22 protein-coding genes are annotated in these 16,998 nt (G+C 74.8%); 10 read left to right on the plus strand and 12 right to left on the minus strand.

Going from position 1 to position 16,998, the window contains the following annotated elements:
- Positions 1-149 precede the first annotated feature (149 nt).
- Positions 150-356 carry a hypothetical protein gene (locus Q1A09_RS12315; protein WP_299955290.1) on the plus strand — a complete coding sequence of 69 codons (207 nt, stop codon included), beginning with the start codon at positions 150-152 and terminating at the stop codon, positions 354-356.
- Between the two features lie 9 nt (positions 357-365).
- Here Q1A09_RS12315 and Q1A09_RS12320 read toward each other — a convergent pair whose 3' ends face one another.
- Entirely contained in the window at positions 366-986 is a 621-nt protein-coding gene (locus Q1A09_RS12320) for a type II toxin-antitoxin system PemK/MazF family toxin (RefSeq protein WP_299955292.1), read from the minus strand.
- A 231-nt stretch (positions 987-1,217) separates the two neighbouring features.
- Between Q1A09_RS12320 and Q1A09_RS12325 the strand changes: the two genes are divergently transcribed.
- A complete protein-coding gene (locus Q1A09_RS12325) occupies positions 1,218-1,418 on the plus strand; it encodes a hypothetical protein (RefSeq protein ID WP_299955294.1) in 201 nt (66 codons plus the stop codon).
- A 68-nt stretch (positions 1,419-1,486) separates the two neighbouring features.
- Here Q1A09_RS12325 and Q1A09_RS12330 read toward each other — a convergent pair whose 3' ends face one another.
- Both Q1A09_RS12330 and lepB read right to left on the minus strand, forming a co-directional pair.
- Positions 1,487-2,119: a hypothetical protein gene (locus Q1A09_RS12330; RefSeq protein ID WP_299955296.1), complete on the minus strand. Its 633-nt coding sequence runs from the start codon at positions 2,117-2,119 to the stop codon at positions 1,487-1,489.
- 28 nt (positions 2,120-2,147) lie between these two features.
- On the minus strand, positions 2,148-2,915 hold the full coding sequence (gene lepB / locus Q1A09_RS12335; RefSeq protein ID WP_299955298.1) for a signal peptidase I: 768 nt from the start codon (positions 2,913-2,915) through the stop codon (positions 2,148-2,150).
- 331 nt (positions 2,916-3,246) lie between these two features.
- On the opposite strand from lepB, the gene Q1A09_RS12340 reads away from it, so the two are divergent.
- Positions 3,247-3,807 (plus strand): nucleotidyltransferase domain-containing protein, encoded by a 561-nt coding sequence (locus Q1A09_RS12340; RefSeq protein WP_299955300.1) that lies wholly within the window; start codon positions 3,247-3,249, stop codon positions 3,805-3,807.
- A 339-nt stretch (positions 3,808-4,146) separates the two neighbouring features.
- A complete protein-coding gene (locus tag Q1A09_RS12345) occupies positions 4,147-4,704 on the plus strand; it encodes a GNAT family N-acetyltransferase (RefSeq protein ID WP_299955302.1) in 558 nt (185 codons plus the stop codon).
- Here the strand turns inward: Q1A09_RS12345 and Q1A09_RS12350 are convergent.
- Positions 4,701-5,177, minus strand: coding sequence for a hypothetical protein (locus Q1A09_RS12350; protein ID WP_299955304.1), 477 nt, complete (start codon positions 5,175-5,177; stop codon positions 4,701-4,703). The two genes, Q1A09_RS12345 and Q1A09_RS12350, sit on opposite strands and share 4 nt — an antisense overlap.
- A gap of 99 nt (positions 5,178-5,276) precedes the next feature.
- Complete coding sequence (locus tag Q1A09_RS12355; protein ID WP_299955306.1) at positions 5,277-5,897, minus strand: MSMEG_1061 family FMN-dependent PPOX-type flavoprotein; 621 nt, start codon at positions 5,895-5,897, stop codon at positions 5,277-5,279.
- A gap of 39 nt (positions 5,898-5,936) precedes the next feature.
- On the opposite strand from Q1A09_RS12355, the gene Q1A09_RS12360 reads away from it, so the two are divergent.
- Entirely contained in the window at positions 5,937-6,326 is a 390-nt protein-coding gene (locus tag Q1A09_RS12360; protein WP_299955308.1) for a thioesterase family protein, read from the plus strand.
- 77 nt (positions 6,327-6,403) lie between these two features.
- Here the strand turns inward: Q1A09_RS12360 and Q1A09_RS12365 are convergent, their stop codons facing one another.
- The 5 genes from Q1A09_RS12365 to Q1A09_RS12385 all read right to left on the minus strand — a co-directional run bounded on the left by Q1A09_RS12365 (position 6,404) and on the right by Q1A09_RS12385 (position 11,060).
- Positions 6,404-6,874, minus strand: a complete 471-nt coding sequence (locus Q1A09_RS12365; protein ID WP_299955310.1) for a hypothetical protein — start codon at positions 6,872-6,874, stop codon at positions 6,404-6,406.
- A gap of 40 nt (positions 6,875-6,914) precedes the next feature.
- A complete protein-coding gene (locus Q1A09_RS12370; RefSeq protein WP_299955312.1) occupies positions 6,915-8,414 on the minus strand; it encodes a cobyric acid synthase in 1,500 nt (499 codons plus the stop codon).
- A gap of 4 nt (positions 8,415-8,418) precedes the next feature.
- On the minus strand, positions 8,419-9,084 hold the full coding sequence (locus Q1A09_RS12375) for a 1-acyl-sn-glycerol-3-phosphate acyltransferase (RefSeq protein WP_299955313.1): 666 nt from the start codon (positions 9,082-9,084) through the stop codon (positions 8,419-8,421).
- Positions 9,085-9,184: 100 nt separating this feature from the next.
- Entirely contained in the window at positions 9,185-9,835 is a 651-nt protein-coding gene (locus Q1A09_RS12380; protein WP_299955315.1) for a PAS and ANTAR domain-containing protein, read from the minus strand.
- A 259-nt stretch (positions 9,836-10,094) separates the two neighbouring features.
- Entirely contained in the window at positions 10,095-11,060 is a 966-nt protein-coding gene (locus Q1A09_RS12385; protein WP_299955317.1) for a cobalamin biosynthesis protein, read from the minus strand.
- Positions 11,061-11,113: 53 nt separating this feature from the next.
- On the opposite strand from Q1A09_RS12385, the gene def reads away from it, so the two are divergent.
- Genes def through cobM form a run of 3 tightly spaced genes read left to right on the plus strand, consistent with a single transcriptional unit; the run spans position 11,114 to position 13,720 of the window.
- Positions 11,114-11,671 carry a peptide deformylase gene (gene def / locus Q1A09_RS12390; RefSeq protein WP_299955319.1) on the plus strand — a complete coding sequence of 186 codons (558 nt, stop codon included), beginning with the start codon at positions 11,114-11,116 and terminating at the stop codon, positions 11,669-11,671.
- Complete coding sequence (cbiE, locus tag Q1A09_RS12395; protein WP_299955321.1) at positions 11,668-12,939, plus strand: precorrin-6y C5,15-methyltransferase (decarboxylating) subunit CbiE; 1,272 nt, start codon at positions 11,668-11,670, stop codon at positions 12,937-12,939. Before def ends, cbiE begins: the two co-directional genes overlap by 4 nt.
- A 40-nt stretch (positions 12,940-12,979) precedes the next feature.
- Positions 12,980-13,720 carry a precorrin-4 C(11)-methyltransferase gene (gene cobM / locus Q1A09_RS12400; RefSeq protein WP_299955323.1) on the plus strand — a complete coding sequence of 247 codons (741 nt, stop codon included), beginning with the start codon at positions 12,980-12,982 and terminating at the stop codon, positions 13,718-13,720.
- 59 nt (positions 13,721-13,779) lie between these two features.
- Here cobM and Q1A09_RS12405 read toward each other — a convergent pair whose 3' ends face one another.
- Positions 13,780-14,862, minus strand: a complete 1,083-nt coding sequence (locus Q1A09_RS12405) for a cobalt-precorrin-5B (C(1))-methyltransferase (protein ID WP_299955325.1) — start codon at positions 14,860-14,862, stop codon at positions 13,780-13,782.
- Between the two features lie 128 nt (positions 14,863-14,990).
- Between Q1A09_RS12405 and Q1A09_RS12410 the strand changes: the two genes are divergently transcribed.
- Positions 14,991-15,758 (plus strand): cobalt-precorrin-6A reductase, encoded by a 768-nt coding sequence (locus Q1A09_RS12410; protein ID WP_299955327.1) that lies wholly within the window; start codon positions 14,991-14,993, stop codon positions 15,756-15,758.
- On the opposite strand, the gene Q1A09_RS12415 is transcribed toward Q1A09_RS12410, so the two are convergent.
- Positions 15,721-16,119 carry a hypothetical protein gene (locus tag Q1A09_RS12415; protein WP_299955329.1) on the minus strand — a complete coding sequence of 133 codons (399 nt, stop codon included), beginning with the start codon at positions 16,117-16,119 and terminating at the stop codon, positions 15,721-15,723. The two genes, Q1A09_RS12410 and Q1A09_RS12415, sit on opposite strands and share 38 nt — an antisense overlap.
- A 125-nt stretch (positions 16,120-16,244) precedes the next feature.
- Between Q1A09_RS12415 and Q1A09_RS12420 the strand changes: the two genes are divergently transcribed.
- Positions 16,245-16,907: an HAD hydrolase-like protein gene (locus Q1A09_RS12420; protein WP_299955331.1), complete on the plus strand. Its 663-nt coding sequence runs from the start codon at positions 16,245-16,247 to the stop codon at positions 16,905-16,907.
- The last annotated feature ends 91 nt before the right edge of the window (positions 16,908-16,998 follow it).

Consider the following 16,998-nt stretch of genomic DNA (forward strand, 5'->3'; position numbering starts at 1 on the left):
CGTCCGCGACACGGGACGCGCAGCCCATCGGTGCCTACCCTGGTCGGGGCCGCCACCCGGCGGGGCACTGGCACCGACCGAGGAGGACCGCGCTGACCGAGGACGACCCCACCGCCACCGCCACCGGCACCGCGGAGGACGAGGGTGCCGTGCTGCTGTTCGTGGGCGGGCCGCTGGACGGCCGGGTGGAGATCCGCGAGGCACGGCACGGTGAGCCGCTGCCGACGATCACCCACGTGCACCTGCACGGCGGGCCCAAGGTGGTGCACCGGTACGACCTGCAGCCGCTGACCGGCTCGGCCGGCGTCTACCACCTGCGCCCGCGCACCCAGCGGGACGACGACCCGCAGGACTGACGCGCCGGGTCAGCCGCGGAAGCGGCGCACTCCCTCGGCGACCGCGTCGAACTGGCGCCGGTCCAGGGCCGCGCCCTCCCGCCGGACGTCGTCCGGGTCGATCCGCAGCACGCGGTCCACCCGCACCTCGCTGGGCCGGCCCCGGCGGTCCCAGCCGCCGGTGCCCACGTCCACCCAGTGCCGCCCGTGCCGGGCCTCGTCGGCGGCGTCCAGGTCGTGGTCCTTGCTGCTGAGCATCAGCCCGAGCAGGCCGGTGCCGTCCCGGCCGACGATCAGCACCGGCCGGTCCTTGCCCCGGCCGTCGCCCTCCTCGAAGGGCACCCAGGCCCAGACGATCTCCCCGGGGTCGGGGTGGGCGTCGTCCCGGGGGGCGTAGTCGATGTTCAGCGGGCCGTGGAACTCGGTGGCCTGACCCGAGCCGCGGCGCGGCGGGGCCGCCGGGGGGAGCGTCGCGCGCTCGGGCACGCCGGCGTCGTGCGCCGCGTCGGTCCACGGGGCGAGGTCGGCCGGTGCGCCGACCCACGAGGTGACCGGCGGTGTCGGAGCACCGCCACCCTGCCTCCGGGTGCTGTTCGAGCGGACGACGTCCGCCAGTCGACCGAGTGCCCTGCGCCAGCTGCTGCCCGCCACCCCCGGCACGCTAGGCGATGACCCTCCCGGCGCGCCCGGGCGGGACACGCCGGGAGCGGGCGAGCCGCCCAGCGGGTCCGCTACCTGCGGAACGACACGCGTGTGATTCTGGTGACTGATGGTGCGCGACAGGGGACGAACCGGTCACAACGATGGGTCGGACGACGGTTGCGGGGCCACACTTGTACCGGCGGCCCGCCCACCGGTCCGCCACGGGGGAGAGGGTCTGAGATGACCACAGTGCAGCCGGTCAACCCGGCCGAGGCCTTGGTGTCGCCGGTCGTGCGGGCGAGCGCGCTGGCGGCCTGGCAGCTGGTGGAGGACGCCCGCTACCGGACGCCGGAGCGCCGCCGCCGCAACGAGCGCCGGCGGCTGCTGGCCCAGCGCGCGGTGGCCGACCGCAAGGCCGAACGGGAACACCGCACCACCTGACGCCCGCCCCTGCGGCTCGAGCGCCTGCCCGGGGCGGCTCGCCGGCGGGCGCCCGACCGTGCAGACCGTCAGGCGCGGGGCGCGCTGTGGGCCGAGCGGGCAGCCCTGGTCAACTCCCGGAACTGCAGGTGGCGCGCGATGTCCGTGGCCATCTCCAGCGGTACGTCCAGCAGCGGCGCCAGTGCGCTCGCCACCTGGTCGTCGTCCTCGGCCTCGAGGAACGTGGCCAGCACCTCGGGAGCCCGCGCGTGGACGCGCTCCATCACCTCGGCCTTGAGCCGGCGGCGGACACGGCGGGCTTCGTCCCGTTCAGCCTCGGACTCGGGAGTCGGCCGGGGCTCGGCGGTGTGCGGTCCAGGGTCCTGTGGCCCGGTCCCGCCCGGCGCTGGTTGCCCGGCCCAGTACGCCCGGCCGTCACGCTCCCAGAGCTGGGTCAGCCGCAGGGAGACCTCGGCGAGAGTCGCGACGAGGGCCGGGACCTGGCTGACGTGGACGACGAGTGGCGCGGCATCGGCCTGCCGGGCCTGCCGTATCGCCAGGTGCGCGCCCCGGCCGCCCTCGGGTGAGCGGCTCTCCATCCAGCCGTCGACCAGCAGGGCCAGGTCGCCGACCCCCGTGGGCACCACCGCGGACGGGTCATCGTCGGCGAAGACGTCCATCCGCAGGCCGGTCGGGTCGTCAGGCAGTGCGGGCGTGGTCATGAGCTCTCCTCGTCGAGGTGGTCGGAGGCTAGTCGCGGCCCTGGATGTCGGGGGAGTGCAGCACGCCGATCCGGTCCAGCGGCCAGACGGTGAGCGCGGCCTTGCCGATGACGTCGTCGACGGCGATGGTGCCCGAGTACTGGTCCTGCACGTGACAGCGTGAGTCCGCGGAGTTCGACCGGTGGTCACCCATCACCCACAGCCGCCCTTCGGGAACGGGGACCGGGCCGAACTCCCGGCCGTTGCACCCGCCACCGCCCAGCGGAGAGTCCTCGTGGACGTAGGGCTCGTCCAGGGGCTCGCCGTCCACGGTCACCCGGCCCCGGTCGTCACAGCACTGCACGGTCTGCCCGCCGACGGCGATGACCCGCTTGACGTAGTCGTCGGCGCCCGGCGGGGCGAGGCCCACCGCGCGGCCCACTGTCAGCAGCCCGCGGGACACCCAGTTCCCCGGCTCGTCGGCGGTCGACTGCGACGGCCAGGTGTCCGGTCCCTGGAAGACGACGATGTCGCCGGGCTCCGGCTGCCCGAACCAGTAGGGGACCTTGTCGACCAGCACACGGTCTCCGGTGCATCCCGGGCAACCGTGCAGGGTCTGCTCCATCGACCCGGAGGGGATGAAGAACGGCTGGACGACGAAGGTCTTCACCAGCAGCGCGAGCACGAAGGCGCTGACGAGCAGCACCGGCAGTTCGCGCAGCAGGGATCCCTTCCTGCGCGGCTTGCCTCCGTTGGCCGGAAGGGCGGGCCCACCGCCCGTGGGCTCAACGGGGTCGGGCGGCCCGGTGGTGCTCATGGGCGGTCACCGTACGGTTCGCGGAGGCTCGCCGTTGCGTCCGACCCGCCTGGTGGACGGCCGGCGTCGGTGATGAGCAAGGACAAGTGGACGCGGAGTGAGGGGCACCGCGTCAGGTCGATGTGCCGCACGCTCGTGGATGGCGCGTAGCGCCACGTGCCGCTGACCGTCATCGGCCCGTGAATGGCCGAGCACCGGTAGGGCGGATGAAGTGGGCCTTCGATCGGCGGTCCCAACGCAGTGGGTCTGCGGCAACGCGAGTTGCTCGAGTCGAACGAGTTCAGACACTGAGGACGTGCGTCGGACAGCCCCGAAGTGTGAGCACCCGTCGATGGAGGCCGAGGATGTCGTCGCCTTCCTGGAGCTGGCGGCGTGCGTCGGGGCTCCGATCTGGCTGGATGGAGGTTGGGGAGTCGACGCACTACTGGGGCGGCAGACCCGAGCGCACGCGGACCTGGACATCGTGGTGGAGCAAAGCCATCTTCAGGCACTGGAAGACCTCTTGGTCGCACGTGGTCACCGGCGAGTGGACCGGGACCGGGAGCGTCCCTGGAACTTCGTACTGGCCTCCGGCGCAGGTCATCGGATCGATGTCCACGTCGTCGTCCTGGACGACGACGGGAATGGCAACTACGGGCCGCTCGAGGATGGTGAGCAGTACCCGGCTGCCGCCTTGACTGGCCGCGGCGCTGTCGCCGGTCGGTCAGTGTCCTGCATCAGCCCGGAATGGCTGGTCCAGTTCCACACCGGCTACCCCGTCGACGATCTCGACTGGGCAGACGTGTCGGCCCTCTGCGCACGGTTCGACGTGCCGGTACCGGCCGACTACCGACGCTGGGCCGCTTCCCAGTCGCCTGAGCCCTGGAGCCGCCTTCCGGCTGAGGGCTGCTGAGCCAAGGCCAACAGGACGCCGACGGGTCAGGCGGTGAGAACTCCAGAGGCGCCAGCTCGTCGGCGAGCGCCCTAGGCGGAGAGGACTGCCCGCGCCTTCTCTTGCTGCTCAGATGCGTTGCTGAACACGGCGGTGCCGGTGAAGGGATAGCAGTCGCCCCTCACGTCTGTGGCTGCTCCGCCCGACTCTTCACGATCATGCAGCGTGACGCCCCGCCCCGCCCCGCCCCGCCCAGTCCTGGCCGACGGCCGCGGCCGCTCGCGCAGCCCGAAGAGCCAGCCCACATCAGCCAGGTGATCCATCCCAGCAACGTAGTTCCCGCGAAGGGATCATCTCGGCATGGCCGAGCTCTTCTTCCCCGACCCGCCCCTGGCTGACGCCGCGGTCAGGCTGCGCCCGTGGCGAGAGACCGACCTGCCGAGCATGGTGCGGGCCTTCAGTGACCCGACCATGCAGCAGTTCTCATGGCGCACTGCTCCCTTCACCGATGCTGACGCGCGCAACTACTTCAGTGAGCAGGAGCAGTTCCAGAGGCAGGGCGACATGCTCACGCTCGCGCTGGTCGACCCATCGGACCAGGACACGGTCTTCGGCGGCATCTCGCTGTACGACGTCCACCTCGATCAGGGGCGTGCCGCGATCGGGTACTGGCTCGCCCACGAGGCCCGTGGCCGAGGTGTTGTGACGCACGCAGTACGCGTGATCGCCCGGTGGGCCTTCGCCGAGCTGGGACTAGCCCGGCTGGAGCTGACCTGCGGACCCGACAACGAAGCGTCGCAGCACGTTGCCGATCGCTGCGGATTCACCTGCGAGGGGCTCCTCCGCTCCTACGTACCGTTCAAGGGAGCCCGCCGAGACAGCCTGATCTACAGCCTGCTCCCCGGGGAGCTGCGCTAGTCGATCGTCGCCGTCGGCCAGCGGCCGCACAGCGACGCTGTGCCGGCCAACGGTGCCGCCGTCGTTCCGGTGCCGTGGATCGTGACGGGCGCAGCGGGAGGGCACGAACCGTCCGTGATCGCGATGGCGAACGCTGCAGCGCCGGGCGGTGCGTCGGCGGGGACAATGACGTCGACGGTCGCCGTCGACCGGTCGCCGGTGGCGTCGACGCGCGCGAGCTCGATCGACCGGTCGGCCTGGAGGAAGAGGACTGCCGCATCGGTGTAGGGCTCCTCGTCCTCGCCGCTGCCGTCGTCGCAGCCGGAGTGGAGCCACTCGCCGGAGACGGTCACCGTCTCGCCCGGGGAGGCGGTGGCCGAGGAGACGGACACTTGCGGACCGACACACGAGGCGGCATCCCCGCCCACGCCGGCTGCGCAACCGCCGATGGCCGCGATCAGCGGCAGCATCATTAGTCCAGTCCGGGCGCGCACGCGGTGAGTGTGGTCATCGCCGGTCCTCGCCGGCACCCCCCGTCACCAGATCGTGAGTCCGAGGGAGGCAGGCGGTGCGGCGACCGACGCCGCTGCGCCCTAGAGCTCCTGGGCGAGCTCCGCGCGGATCGTCGCGTCGTCGGGCAGCGGGGTGTCCAGCCGGCAGTGCTCCCGCAGCACCTCGCCGAACGGCGTCATGGTCGAGCGGTCCACGTGGGTGGCCGCGTCCCAGAGGCCGGAGCGCATGACCGCCTTGCCGCACTGGAAGTAGGCCCGCTGCACCTGCACGACCAGCACCGACCTCGGCGCCCGGCCGAACTCGGTCAGGTCGACGCCCAGGTCGTCCGGGCCGACCAGCGACGTCGTCCCGAAGACCTTGAGCGTCTCCTCCGCGCCGGGCACGAAGAACAGCAGCGCGGCCCGCGGGTTCTCGGTGAGGTTGCGCAGGCTGTCGACGCGGTTGTTGCCGGTGCGGTCGGGCAGCGCGAGGCGATGCTCGTCGAGCACGTGCACGAAGCCCGGGTCGCCGCCGCGAGGGCTGACCTCCGGCCAGCCCTCGGCGCTGGCGGTGGAGAGCGTGGCGAAGGGGGAGAGCCCGATGAACGCGGCACAGTGCCGGTCGATCCGGTCGATCTCCTTGTCCAGCACCAGCTGGCTGGGCGCGCGGTAGCCGGCCAGCACCTCTCGGTCGGCAGGGGCGGCGGCGTCGGCGACGGTCACTGCTACGACGGTAGCTGCCGCTGGGTAGCCTGCCCCCTCGTGCCCGAGGTCTGGAGTGCTCCCGTCCGATTCGCCGAGTGCGACCAGCAGGGCGTCGCGTTCAACGCCCACTACCTGACCTGGGCCGACGAGGCGCTGAACGCCTGGTGGGCCGGGATCGGCTTGCCCTACGGCGCGCTGGACGCCTGGGGGCTCGAGTACTACGTCAAGGCCAGTGCCCTGGACTGGGTCTCCTCTGTCCGGTACGGCGACACCGTGGTCGTGGACGCCGAGCTGGAGCAGCTGGGCCGCACCAGCCTCACCGTGCTGTTCACCGTGCGGGTGGGCGAGCGGGTCTGCTGCACCGTGCGCACCACCTACGTGGCCACCGCCGACGGCCGCCCGGCACCCTGGCCGGACGACGTCCGGGCGCGGGTCAGCGCGGGCTGAGCTCGGCAGCAGGGTGGTGCGCTGTGCGTGACTCGGCAGCGGGGCACTGCCGGGGCGGCGTAGCGGCCTGCAGTCCGTCAGGCCGTGGCTGGATGCCGACGGCTGCGCCAGCCGACGGCTGCGACCCACGCCAGTCCGGACACGAAGCTCGCTCCGGCCAGGACCGTCGGCGTCCAGGCCGGATCCTGGCGGATGACGTTGCCGGTGGTCGGGTCCGTCCAGGTGCAGGCGACCCCCAGCGGAAGCCAGGACCCTGCAGGCTCGACGCCCCAGCTCTCGTAGGGCGGGGCATACGGCGCGCCGCGGTCGAGGCAGACCTGGCTGCGGCCATCTCCGATCGCCGGTGCCCAGGCGATCGCGAGCGCGCCCACGGTCACCACCGCGGCCAGCAACACGAGCACCAGGCCCGGAAGTACCCGTCGACGGGGCAGCCCGGTGATCGGTCTGCTCATCCCGTACGGCCGCTGGGCCGTGGGCCGAACGCCATCCTCACGACACAGAGGATGCCGGGCGATCCCGCCGCAGCACTGCAGGAACGCGCCGGTCAAGGCTCCCAGTGCATGCTCCCGGACGACGTCCGGGCCCGGGTCAGCGCGGGCTGAGCCCGCTCGCCAGCACCGGCAGCCCGGCCGGCGGGCCGGACTCCACCAGCCGCCACAGCGCGTCGGTATCGGCGTGCTCTTCGATCAGGTCACCGAGGACGTCCAGCCGGGCCTCCCGGACCGCGGCGAAGTCGGTGTCCGGTGCGACCACGAAGCGGCGGCCGGCGATCCGGGCGACCTCGGTGAGGAAGGCCCGGCGGAACCCGTCGGACTCCAGTGCACCGTGCCACGTCGTCCCGAAGACCGCGCCGGCCCGGGCGCCGTCCAGGAACGGCTCGGCGCCGTCGTCGACGACCGCGATGCCGTGGTGGATCTCGTAGCCGCGCACCGGCTGGCCGAGCGCCGTCCCGGCCGGCCGGCCGAGGGTCTTGTCCCGGGCGAACGTGACGTCGGTGGGCAGCAGGCCCAGCCCGGGGACGACGCCGGCCCGGGACTCCACGTCGTCGCTGATCGTGCGGGCGAGCATCTGGTGGCCGCCGCAGATGCCGAGCACCGGCCGGCCCTCCGCGGCGCGGCGGGAGACGGCGTCGGCCAGCCCGGTCTCCCGCAGCCAGCGCAGGTCGGCCACGGTCGAGCGGGTGCCGGGCAGCACCACCAGGTCGGCGTCGGCCAGCTCTTCGGGCCGGGTGGCGTAGCGCAGCAGCACGCCCGGCTCGCCGGCCAGCGCGTCCAGGTCGGTGAAGTTGGACAGCCGGGGGAGCCGGGCGACCGACACCCGGAGCACGTCCTCGCCGTGCGGCGGGCCGGCGGGTGCCCGCTGGACGTCGACGCCGAGGGAGTCCTCGACGTCCAGCTCCAGGCCGGTGCGCCAGGGCAGCACGCCCAGCGTCGGCCGGCCGGTGAGCGCCGCCAGCTGGTCGAGCCCGGGGGCGAGCAGCCGGGCGTCGCCGCGGAACTTGTTGACCAGGAACCCGGCCACCAGCGCCTGGTCGGCCGGCGGCATGAGCGCGACCGTGCCGTAGAGGGCGGCGAACACCCCGCCGCGGTCGATGTCGCCGACCACGACCACCGGCAGCTGTGCGGCGGTGGCCAGCCCCATGTTGGCGATGTCGTCGGCCCGCAGGTTGATCTCGGTGGGGGAGCCGGCCCCCTCGCAGACCACCACGTCGAACCGGGAGCGGAGGTCGGCCAGGCAGGCCAGCGCCTGCTCCAGCAGCGCCGCCTTCATCGGCCGGTAGGACAGCGCCGTCACGTCGGCGACCGGCTTGCCGAGGACGACGACCTGGCTGGCGTTCTCCCCGCCCGGCTTGAGCAGCACCGGGTTCATCGCGGCCTCGGGCTCGACCCGGGCGGCCGCGGCCTGCATCACCTGCGCCCGGCCGATCTCCGCGCCGTCCGCGGTGACCATGGAGTTGTTGCTCATGTTCTGCGCCTTGAACGGCGCCACCGAGACGCCCTGGCGCACCAGCCAGCGGCAGATGCCGGCGGTGACCACCGACTTGCCGGCGTCGGAGGTCGTGCCGGCGACCAGGAGGGCGCCACTCATCGGGTCACGCGGCGGTCGGGGTGTTGCCCCAGCCGGCCTTCTCCTGGCCGGAGAGCTCGGCGATCGCCTCCATCACCTGGTCGGTGACCTCGCGCCGGGCCTTGCCCTTGCCGGCCAGCCCGCGGTGCTCGGGGAAGGTCAGCGGCTCGCCGAAGGTCACCGAGACCCGCTGCGGCCGGGGCCACCGCGCGCCGACCGGCTGCACCTTGTCGGTGCCCCGGACGGCGACCGGGACGACCGGGCAGTCGGCGGTCAGCGCGAGCCAGGCGACCCCGGTCTTGCCGCGGGCCAGCCGGCCGTCGCGGGAACGGGTGCCCTCCGGGTAGATGCCGAACGCGCCACCGGCCCGGAGCACCTCCATCGCGGTGTCCAGCGCGGCCTGCGCCGCGCGGGACGCCTCCCGCTCGACCGGCAGCGCGCCGAGGGCGGTGAACAGCGTGCGGGAGACCCAGCCGCTGAAGCCGGTGCCCTGCCAGTACTCGGCCTTCGCCAGGTAGGCGACCTTGCGCGGGGCGACCAGCGGGATGCCGATGCTGTCGATGAACGACAGGTGGTTGCTGGCCAGGATCACCGGGCCGGTCAGCGGCACGTTCTCCCGGCCGACGACCGTGGGCCGGAAGACCACGAAGACCAGCGGCCGCAGCACGAACCGCACGAGCAGGTAGAACACCGCCGCCGTCCCCCTCCCTCGTCCCGGCCCGGCCGCGCGCAGGCGCCGGGCGATCCCGGCATCCTCTCCTGTGCGCGCCGGAGCGGGGAGGGCGGGTGCGTCAGACCGTGCTGCGCGCCGGGGGGCAGGCGTCGTGCAGGATCTCGCGCACGTCGTCCGGCAACGGCGACCGGCCGCTGGCCGACTCGACGATCGCGACGGCCACCTCGCGCACCTTGCGGTGGGTGTGGCTGGAGATGTGCGCCAGAAGGTCGAAGGCGACCTGGTCGCCGCAGCCCATCAGGAGCATGAGGATGCCCTTGGCCTGCTCGATCGAGGCCCGGCTGGCCATGGCGCTGCGCAGCTGCTCCACCTCGGTCTCCAGGTGGCGCAGCTGCTCACCGGCGCCCGGCCGGCTGTCGGTCAGGTCGAGCACCAGCCCGGTCAGGGCGGTGACCGAGCCGTGGAGGCCGACCTCGGGCTCGCAGACCAGCAGGACCGGGTGGCTGGAGCCGTCGGCCCGCACCACCCGGTGCTGCCGGGTGAACGGTGACCCGGTCTCGCTCGCGGTGAGCAGGGCCTCCTGGACGGCGGCCCGGTCGTCGGGGTGGACGGCGGAGAGCAGCGCCTTGACCGATGGCCTGAGCGAACCGGGCGTGGACTCCAGGAGGGCGTGCAGCTCCGGAGACCACCACCACTGCTCGGTGCTCAGGTCGCCGCGGAAGCGGCCGGCGGCGCCGTGTGTGGCGGAACGGCCGGGGCCGGCGGCCACGTGCGTGAGGTGGCGGGAAGGGGCTGAGGTGACGGACATCGCTATCGACCGCTTTCTCTGCAAGCGCACCGCTGTGTAGTCGGTGGGGGCGGCGTGCCGGGTATTCGACCGACGCCCCGATGGGCCCCGCGGGGCCCATCGCTTCCAACAGGGGCAACGTACCGCCCAACTCCGTTCCGTACACACGTCGTCGGGATGTCGTCACGTCTCTCTCAACGGGTGGTGACGACGTGTCAGCGCCCGGTGACGGTCCCCCCGGTCACGGACGGCGGGGCAGCCGGCTCAGTACGGCCAGGACGGCGGCGCCGGCCCACACCGTCCGGGACAGCCGCACCGCCCGCCCGACGTCGCCCCGCGCCGGTGGGCGGCCGTCGCCGAGCGTCGGGCGCTCCTCCACCCGGGCGCCGTAGACGTTGCGGCCGCCCAGCCGCAGCCCCAGCGCACCGGCCAGCGCCGCCTCGCAGCGGCCGGCGTTGGGGCTGGGGTGCGCGGCGCCGTCCCGGCGCCACACCCGCCAGGCCGCTCCCGCCGAGCCCCCGGCCAGCGGCGCCGTCACGACGGTGAGCGCGGCGGTGAGGCGGGCGGGCACCCAGTTGACGACGTCGTCGAGACGGGCGGCGGCCCAGCCGAAGCGCGCGTAGCGGGCCGACCGGTACCCGACCATCGCGTCCAAGGTGTTCGCCGCCCGGTAGCCCAGCAGCCCGGGCAGCCCGGCGACCGCGCCCCAGAACAGCGGGGCGACCGCGGCGTCGGAGGTGTTCTCCGCGACCGACTCGACGGTGGCCCGCACCAGCTCCGGCTCGCCCAGCCCGCTCGGGTCGCGGCCGGCGAGGGTGGACAGGTGCCGGCGGGCGGCGGGCAGGTCACCGGCGTCCAGGTGCTGCGCCATGGTGTCCGCGGCGCGGCCCAGCGAGGTGCCGCCGAGCACCGCCCAGGTGGCCAGCGCGGTCGCCGCCGTCCGGGCCACCGGGTGCCGGGCGGTCAACCGGGACGCCGCCGTACCGGTCCCGACCGCCGCTGCGACGCAGAGGCCGGCATAGGCGACCCCCGCGGCGCGGGAGTCGCGCCACATGCGCCGCTCCAGCGCGGCGGCGGCCTGCCCGAACCCGGCGACCGGGTGGCCGCGACGGGGGTCGGCGAACAGCAGGTCGGCCGCGGCTCCCAGGGCGAGGCCGGCGGCGGCCGCGGTGCTCGCCGTGGGGAGCAGCGCACGGGCAGAGGACATCGGCGGCCACTGTAGGGAGGCGCGGCCGGCGGCTGTCCCTAGGATCGACGGTCATGCGCCTGCCCGGCCGTTACGACGGCGTCGCCCGGCCGATCGTCACCTACGGCAGCAACCCCGTGCTGCACCGTGCGTGCGCCCCGGTCACCGAGTTCGACCGCCCGCTGCGGCACCTCGTGCTGGACATGTTCGCCAGCATGACCGCCGCCGACGGGGTCGGGCTGGCCGCCAACCAGATCGGCGTGGACGCGCGCATCTTCGTCATCGACTGCCCGGACGCCGACGGGGAGGACGTCGTCGGCTACGTGATCAACCCGGTGCTCACCCTGCTCGAACCGGTGGGCGACGAGCCGGCGGTCGAGGTGACCGAGGAGGGCTGTCTGTCCGTCCCCGGCCCCTACGCCGAGCTGGAACGGGCCTTCCGCGCCCGGGTGGACGGGGTCGACCTGCAGGGCGAGCCGACCGCGATCGAGGCGACCGGGATGGCCGCCCGCTGCCTGCAGCACGAGGTCGACCACCTCGACGGCACCGTCTACGTCGACCGGCTGCCGGCGGACGTGCGTGAGCGGCTGCTCGCCGAGGCGGCCGGCCCCGAGGGCGACCTGCCCGCGTGACGACGTCCGAGGGACGCGGGACGCCGCCCGAGGGAGCGGCCGAGGCGACTCCCGCCGGGAGCGGGCGCGACCTGACCGTGGTCGGCGTCGGCGCCGACGGGTGGGACGGGCTGTCCCCGGCCGCCCGGCGGGCGATCGCGGCCGCCGAGGTGCTGCGCGGCAGCGCCCGGCAGCTAGCGCTGGTCCCCGGCGAGGTCACCGCCGAGCGGGTGCCGTGGCCCTCGCCGATGGCCCCCGCGCTCGCCGCGCTGCCCGCCGACCACCCCGGCCGGCGGGTGGTGGTGCTGGCCAGCGGCGACCCGATGCTCTCCGGCGTCGGCACCTCGCTGGTGCGGCTGTTCGGCGCGGACGCCGTCCGGGTGGTGCCGCACCCGTCGTCGCTCACGCTGGCCTGCGCCCGGCTGGGCTGGGCGGTGGAGGACACCACCGTCGTCACGGTGGTCGGCCGGCCGGTCTCGCTGGTCCTGCCGCACGCCACCCCTGGCCGGCGGCTGCTGGTGCTCGGCTCGGACACCCGCACCCCCGCCGACCTCGCCGCGCTGCTCGCCGGCTCCGGCCACGGCGCCAGCCGGCTCACCGCCCTGGCCCAGCTCGGCGGCACGGGGGAGCAGCGGTTCACCGGCACCGCGGCCGGCTGGCCGCACCCGGAGACCGACCCGCTGGTGGTCACCGCCGTCGAGGTCGTCGCCGACCCGGGCACCGTGCCGCTGCCCACCGTCCCGGGCCTGCCGGACGACGCCTTCGAGTCCGACGGCCAGCTGACCAAGCGCGACGTCCGGGCGGTGACGCTGGCCCGGCTGGCCCCGCTGCCCGGTCAGCTGCTCTGGGACGTCGGGGCCGGGGCCGGCTCGATCGGCATCGAGTGGATGCGGGTGCACCCGGCCTGCCGGGCGGTCGCGGTGGAGGCCGACCCCGAGCGCGCGGCGCGGATCGCCCGCAACGCCGACCGGCTCGGCGTCCCCGGCCTTCAGGTGGTCACCGGCTCGGCGCCCGAGGCGCTGGTCGACCTCCCCACGCCGGACGCCGTCTTCGTCGGGGGCGGCGCGACCACCCCGCTGCTGCTGGACACCGTCTGGGCCGCGCTGCCGCCCGGCGGCCGGCTGGTGGTGAACGCGGTGACGCTGGAGAGCGAGGCGGTGCTCGCCGAGTGGCACGGCCGCTGCGGCGGCACGCTGACCCGGCTGTCGGTCGCGCACGCCCAGCCGGTCGGCGGCTTCACCGGCTGGAAGCCCGCCATGCCCGTCACCATCTGGAGCGTCACCCGATGACCGACTGCACCTCCGCGCGATCACGGACGGGAGATCTGCGATGACCGTCCACTTCATCGGCGCCGGCCCGGGGGCCGCCGACCTGGTCACCGTGCGGGCCGCGCGGCTGATCGCGTCGTCCCTGGTCTGCCTCTACGCCGGCGCGCTGGTGCCGCGCGAGCTGCTGGACACCGCACCTTCCGGTGCCCGGCTGGTCGACACCGCCGACCTGGACCTGGACCAGATCACGCACCTGCTGGTCGCCGCGCACGAGGCCGGCCTGGACGTCGCCCGGCTGCACTCCGGCGACCCCTCGGTGTACAGCGCGATGGCCGAGCAGATGCGCCGGCTCGACGCGGCCGGGGTGCCCTACGACGTCGTCCCCGGGGTGCCGGCGTTCGCCGCGGCGGCCGCGTCGCTGAAGCGGGAGCTGACCGTGCCGGGGGTGGCGCAGACCGTCGTGCTGACCCGGACGTCGGCGCGGTCGACGCCGATGCCGCCGGGGGAGACCCTCGCCGCCTACGCGGCGACCGGCGCGACCCTGGTGCTGCACCTGGCCGTGCAGCGGATGGACGTCCTCGCCCCGGAGCTGGCCGCCCACTACGGCGCGGACTGCCCGGTGGCGGTGGTCGCCAAGGCCAGTCGGGACGACGAGCTGGTGCTGCGCGGCACGCTCGCCGACATCGCCCAGCAGGTCGCCGACGCCGGGGTGCGGCGGACGGCGGTGGTCGTCGTCGGCCGGGTGCTGGCCGCCGAGCAGTTCCTGGACAGCCACCTCTACTCGACGACGCGCCAGCGCTGATGCGGCCCCCTTCCGGGTACCGCCCCGAGCTTGCGAGGGGTGGGGAGAAGGGGGTCCTTTCAGGCGCGGCCGACGATGGTGCCGGCGCGGTCGATCACCACGACGTCGACCTGGACGGGCGCCTCGCGGAGCACGCCCTCCGCCGTCCGGCGGGCGCCGGCGGCGACCAGGTCGCCCAGCGGGAGGCCCGCGGCGGTGCACTGCTGCAGCGCGTCCAGCGCGGTGTTCGCCGTCCGCACGCCGTCGACGAGCTCAGGGCTGCCACCGGCCTCGGTGACCAGGGTGGCGAGCGCGGCGAAGGAGACCTGCGACCGGGCCGAGTGCAGGTCGAGGTGGCCCTCGGCCAGCTTGGCCAGCTTGCCGATGCCGCCGGCCACGGTCAGCCGAGGCACGGGGTGGCGGCGCAGGTACTTGAGCACCGCGCCGGCGAAGTCGCCCATGTCCAGCAGCGCGTCCTCGGGGAGGCCGTGCAGCTCCTGCGCCACCCGCTCGCTGGTCGACCCGGTGCAGCCGGCAACGTGCTCCCGCCCCGCGGCGCGCGCCACGTCGATGCCGCGGCGGATCGAGTCGATCCAGGACGAGCACGAGTAGGGGACGACGACCCCCGTCGTCCCCAGGATCGACAGCCCGCCGAGGATGCCCAGCCGCGGGTTCCACGTCTTCCGGGCCAGCTCGGCGCCGTTCTCCACCGACACCTCGACGACGACGTCGCCGGTGCCGCCGTACTCGCGGGCCACGGCGGTCACGTGCTCGCGGATGAACTGGCGGGGCATCGGGTTGATCGCCGGCTCGCCCACGGCCAGCGGCAGGCCGGGCTTGGTCACCGTGCCGACGCCCTCACCGGCCCGGAAGAGCACGCCGCTGCCGGGCGCGCCGTGGCTGACCCGGGCGCTGACCAGCGCGCCGTGGGTGACGTCGGGGTCGTCGCCGGCGTCCTTGACGATGCTCGCGCCGGCCTCGCCGTCGGCCAGGTGCTCCTTGGCCAGGGCGAAGGTCGGGTGCTTGTCGCCCGGCAGGTCGATCGACACCGGGTCGGGGAACTCGCCGGTGAGCAGCGCGGTGTAGGCGGCGGTGGTGGCCGCGGTCGCGCAGGCGCCCGTCGTCCAGCCGTGCCGCAGCCCCGCGCTGCCGTCCCTGCTCACGGCACCATCGTGCCTGCTCCGGGCCGGGTGGCGGTGCCGGCCCTGACCCCGTCGAGTGGTGGGCCGTCGACGTCTCACCGGCGAGGAGACGTGGACAGCTCACCACTCGAGGTCGGGGAGGTCGCGCGGTGACCGGTCAGGTGCTGGTGCTCGGCGGGACGGGGGAGGCCCGCCGGCTGGCCGCCGCGCTGGTCGACCGGGACGTCGACGTGCTGTCCTCGCTCGCAGGGCGGGTCGCCGACCCGGTGCTGCCCGTGGGAGAGGTGCGGATCGGCGGGTTCGGGGGGGCCGACGGGTTGGCCACCTGGCTGGCGGAGCACCGGCCGGGCGCCGTGGTCGACGCCACCCACCCGTTCGCCGCCCGGATCACCGCCTCGGCGGCCGTCGCCGCGGCCGCGCACGGCACCCCGCTGCTGCGACTGCAGCGCCCGGGCTGGACGCCGCAGCCCGGGGACACATGGCGACATGTCGACTCGCTGGCCGCGGCGGCCCAGGCGGTGGCCGGCCACCGCAGCGTCTTCCTCACCACCGGCCGGCAGGGGGTCGGCGCGTTCGCCGCGCTGGCGGGCCGGGTGCTGGTGCGCTCGGTCGACCCGCCGGACGAGCCGCTGCCGGCCGGGGCGACCCTGCTGCTGGACCGCGGCCCGTTCAGCGTCGCCGACGAGCTGGCGCTGATGCGCGAGCACGAGGTGGACGTCGTCGTCACCAAGGACTCCGGCGGGCACCTGACCGAGGCCAAGCTGACCGCCGCCCGGGAGCTGGGCCTGCCGGTGGTGCTGGTGCGCCGGCCACCGCTGCCGGCGGGGGTGTCGACCGTGGCGACCGTTGAGGAGGCGCTGGCCTGGCTGGACGAGCGGCTCAGGACGCCGGGCGCCGCTGGAACGCCCAGGCGGTGACCCAGACCGTGCCGACGGCGAGGACGACCGACCCGGGCACGTGGGCGGCCATGTTCCCGGCGTCGCCGATCGCGGCCTGCACGAAGCCGGCGACGAAGACCGCGGCGGCCACGACCACCGGCCACCGCGCCCCGCCGGCGCGGGCGTGCAGCAGCGTGGCGACCACGAGCAGGGCGCCGACCACGTGCAGCGCGATCGCCCCCGCACCGTGGGCGTCCATCGCGTCGGCCTCGCTCATCACCTGCCCGGCGGTGGCGAACTGCCAGAGGAGCACGACCACCGACACGACGGCCGCGGCCTGGACGGCGCGCACCGATCCGGTCTCACGCGTGGCGGTGGGCACGGGCTGGGTGCGGGTCATCGCGTCTCACGCGTGGCGGTGGGCACGGGCTGGGTGCGGGTCATCGCGAGGTCCCTCCGGAGGAGAACTACTTGAAGCTTCATATAAACAGGTCGACGGGCGATCCGGTAGGGGCCGGCCGGCTGGTGCTGTTCGACCTCGACGGCACGCTGGTCGACTCGACCCCGAGCATCTGGGCGTCCATCCGGGTCGCCGTGGCCGACCTCGGCCTGCCCGAGCCGACCGAGGACCAGCTGCGGTCGATGGTCGGTCCGCCGCTGTGGGGGGGCTTCGCCGCGGCCTTCGGCCTGCGCGGGGACGACGTCGACCGCGCGGTGGCCGTCTACCGGCGGCACTACACGGGCGGGGCGCCCCCGGGTCAGCCGCCGGGTCCCGCCGCGATGCTCGAGGCGCCGGTCTACCCCGGCATCCGGGAGCTGCTGGCTGGTCTCCGGGCCGACGGCGCCACGCTGGCGGTGGCGACCAGCAAGCCCGAGCCGTTCGCGCTGCGGATCCTCACCCACGTCGGCCTGCTGTCGCAGTTCGCCAGCGTGCACGGCGCGACGCTGGACGGCGCGGTGCGGCACAAGGAGCAGGTGGTGGCCGCCGCGCTGGCCGCACACCCGGACGGCGAACGACCGGTGCTGATCGGTGACCGGTCGCACGACGTGCTGGGCGCGCGGGTGCACGGGCTGCCCTGCATCGGCGCCGGCTGGGGCCCGGCCCCGCCCGGCGAGCTGGCCACGGCCGGCGCGGCAGCGGTGGCCGCCACCCCGGCCGACGTCCAGGAGCTCCTCGCGGGGCTCTAGTCCCCGGCTCGCCGGGTCAGACATCCCATGGGCTTGGAGGTCAAGCCGCGGTGGCGGTGAGGTCGGGCCAGGCGGTTGTCTCGTTGTAGGT

The sequence above is a fragment of the uncultured Modestobacter sp. genome (genome assembly GCF_947486615.1).
GTDB lineage: Bacteria > Actinomycetota > Actinomycetes > Mycobacteriales > Geodermatophilaceae > Modestobacter.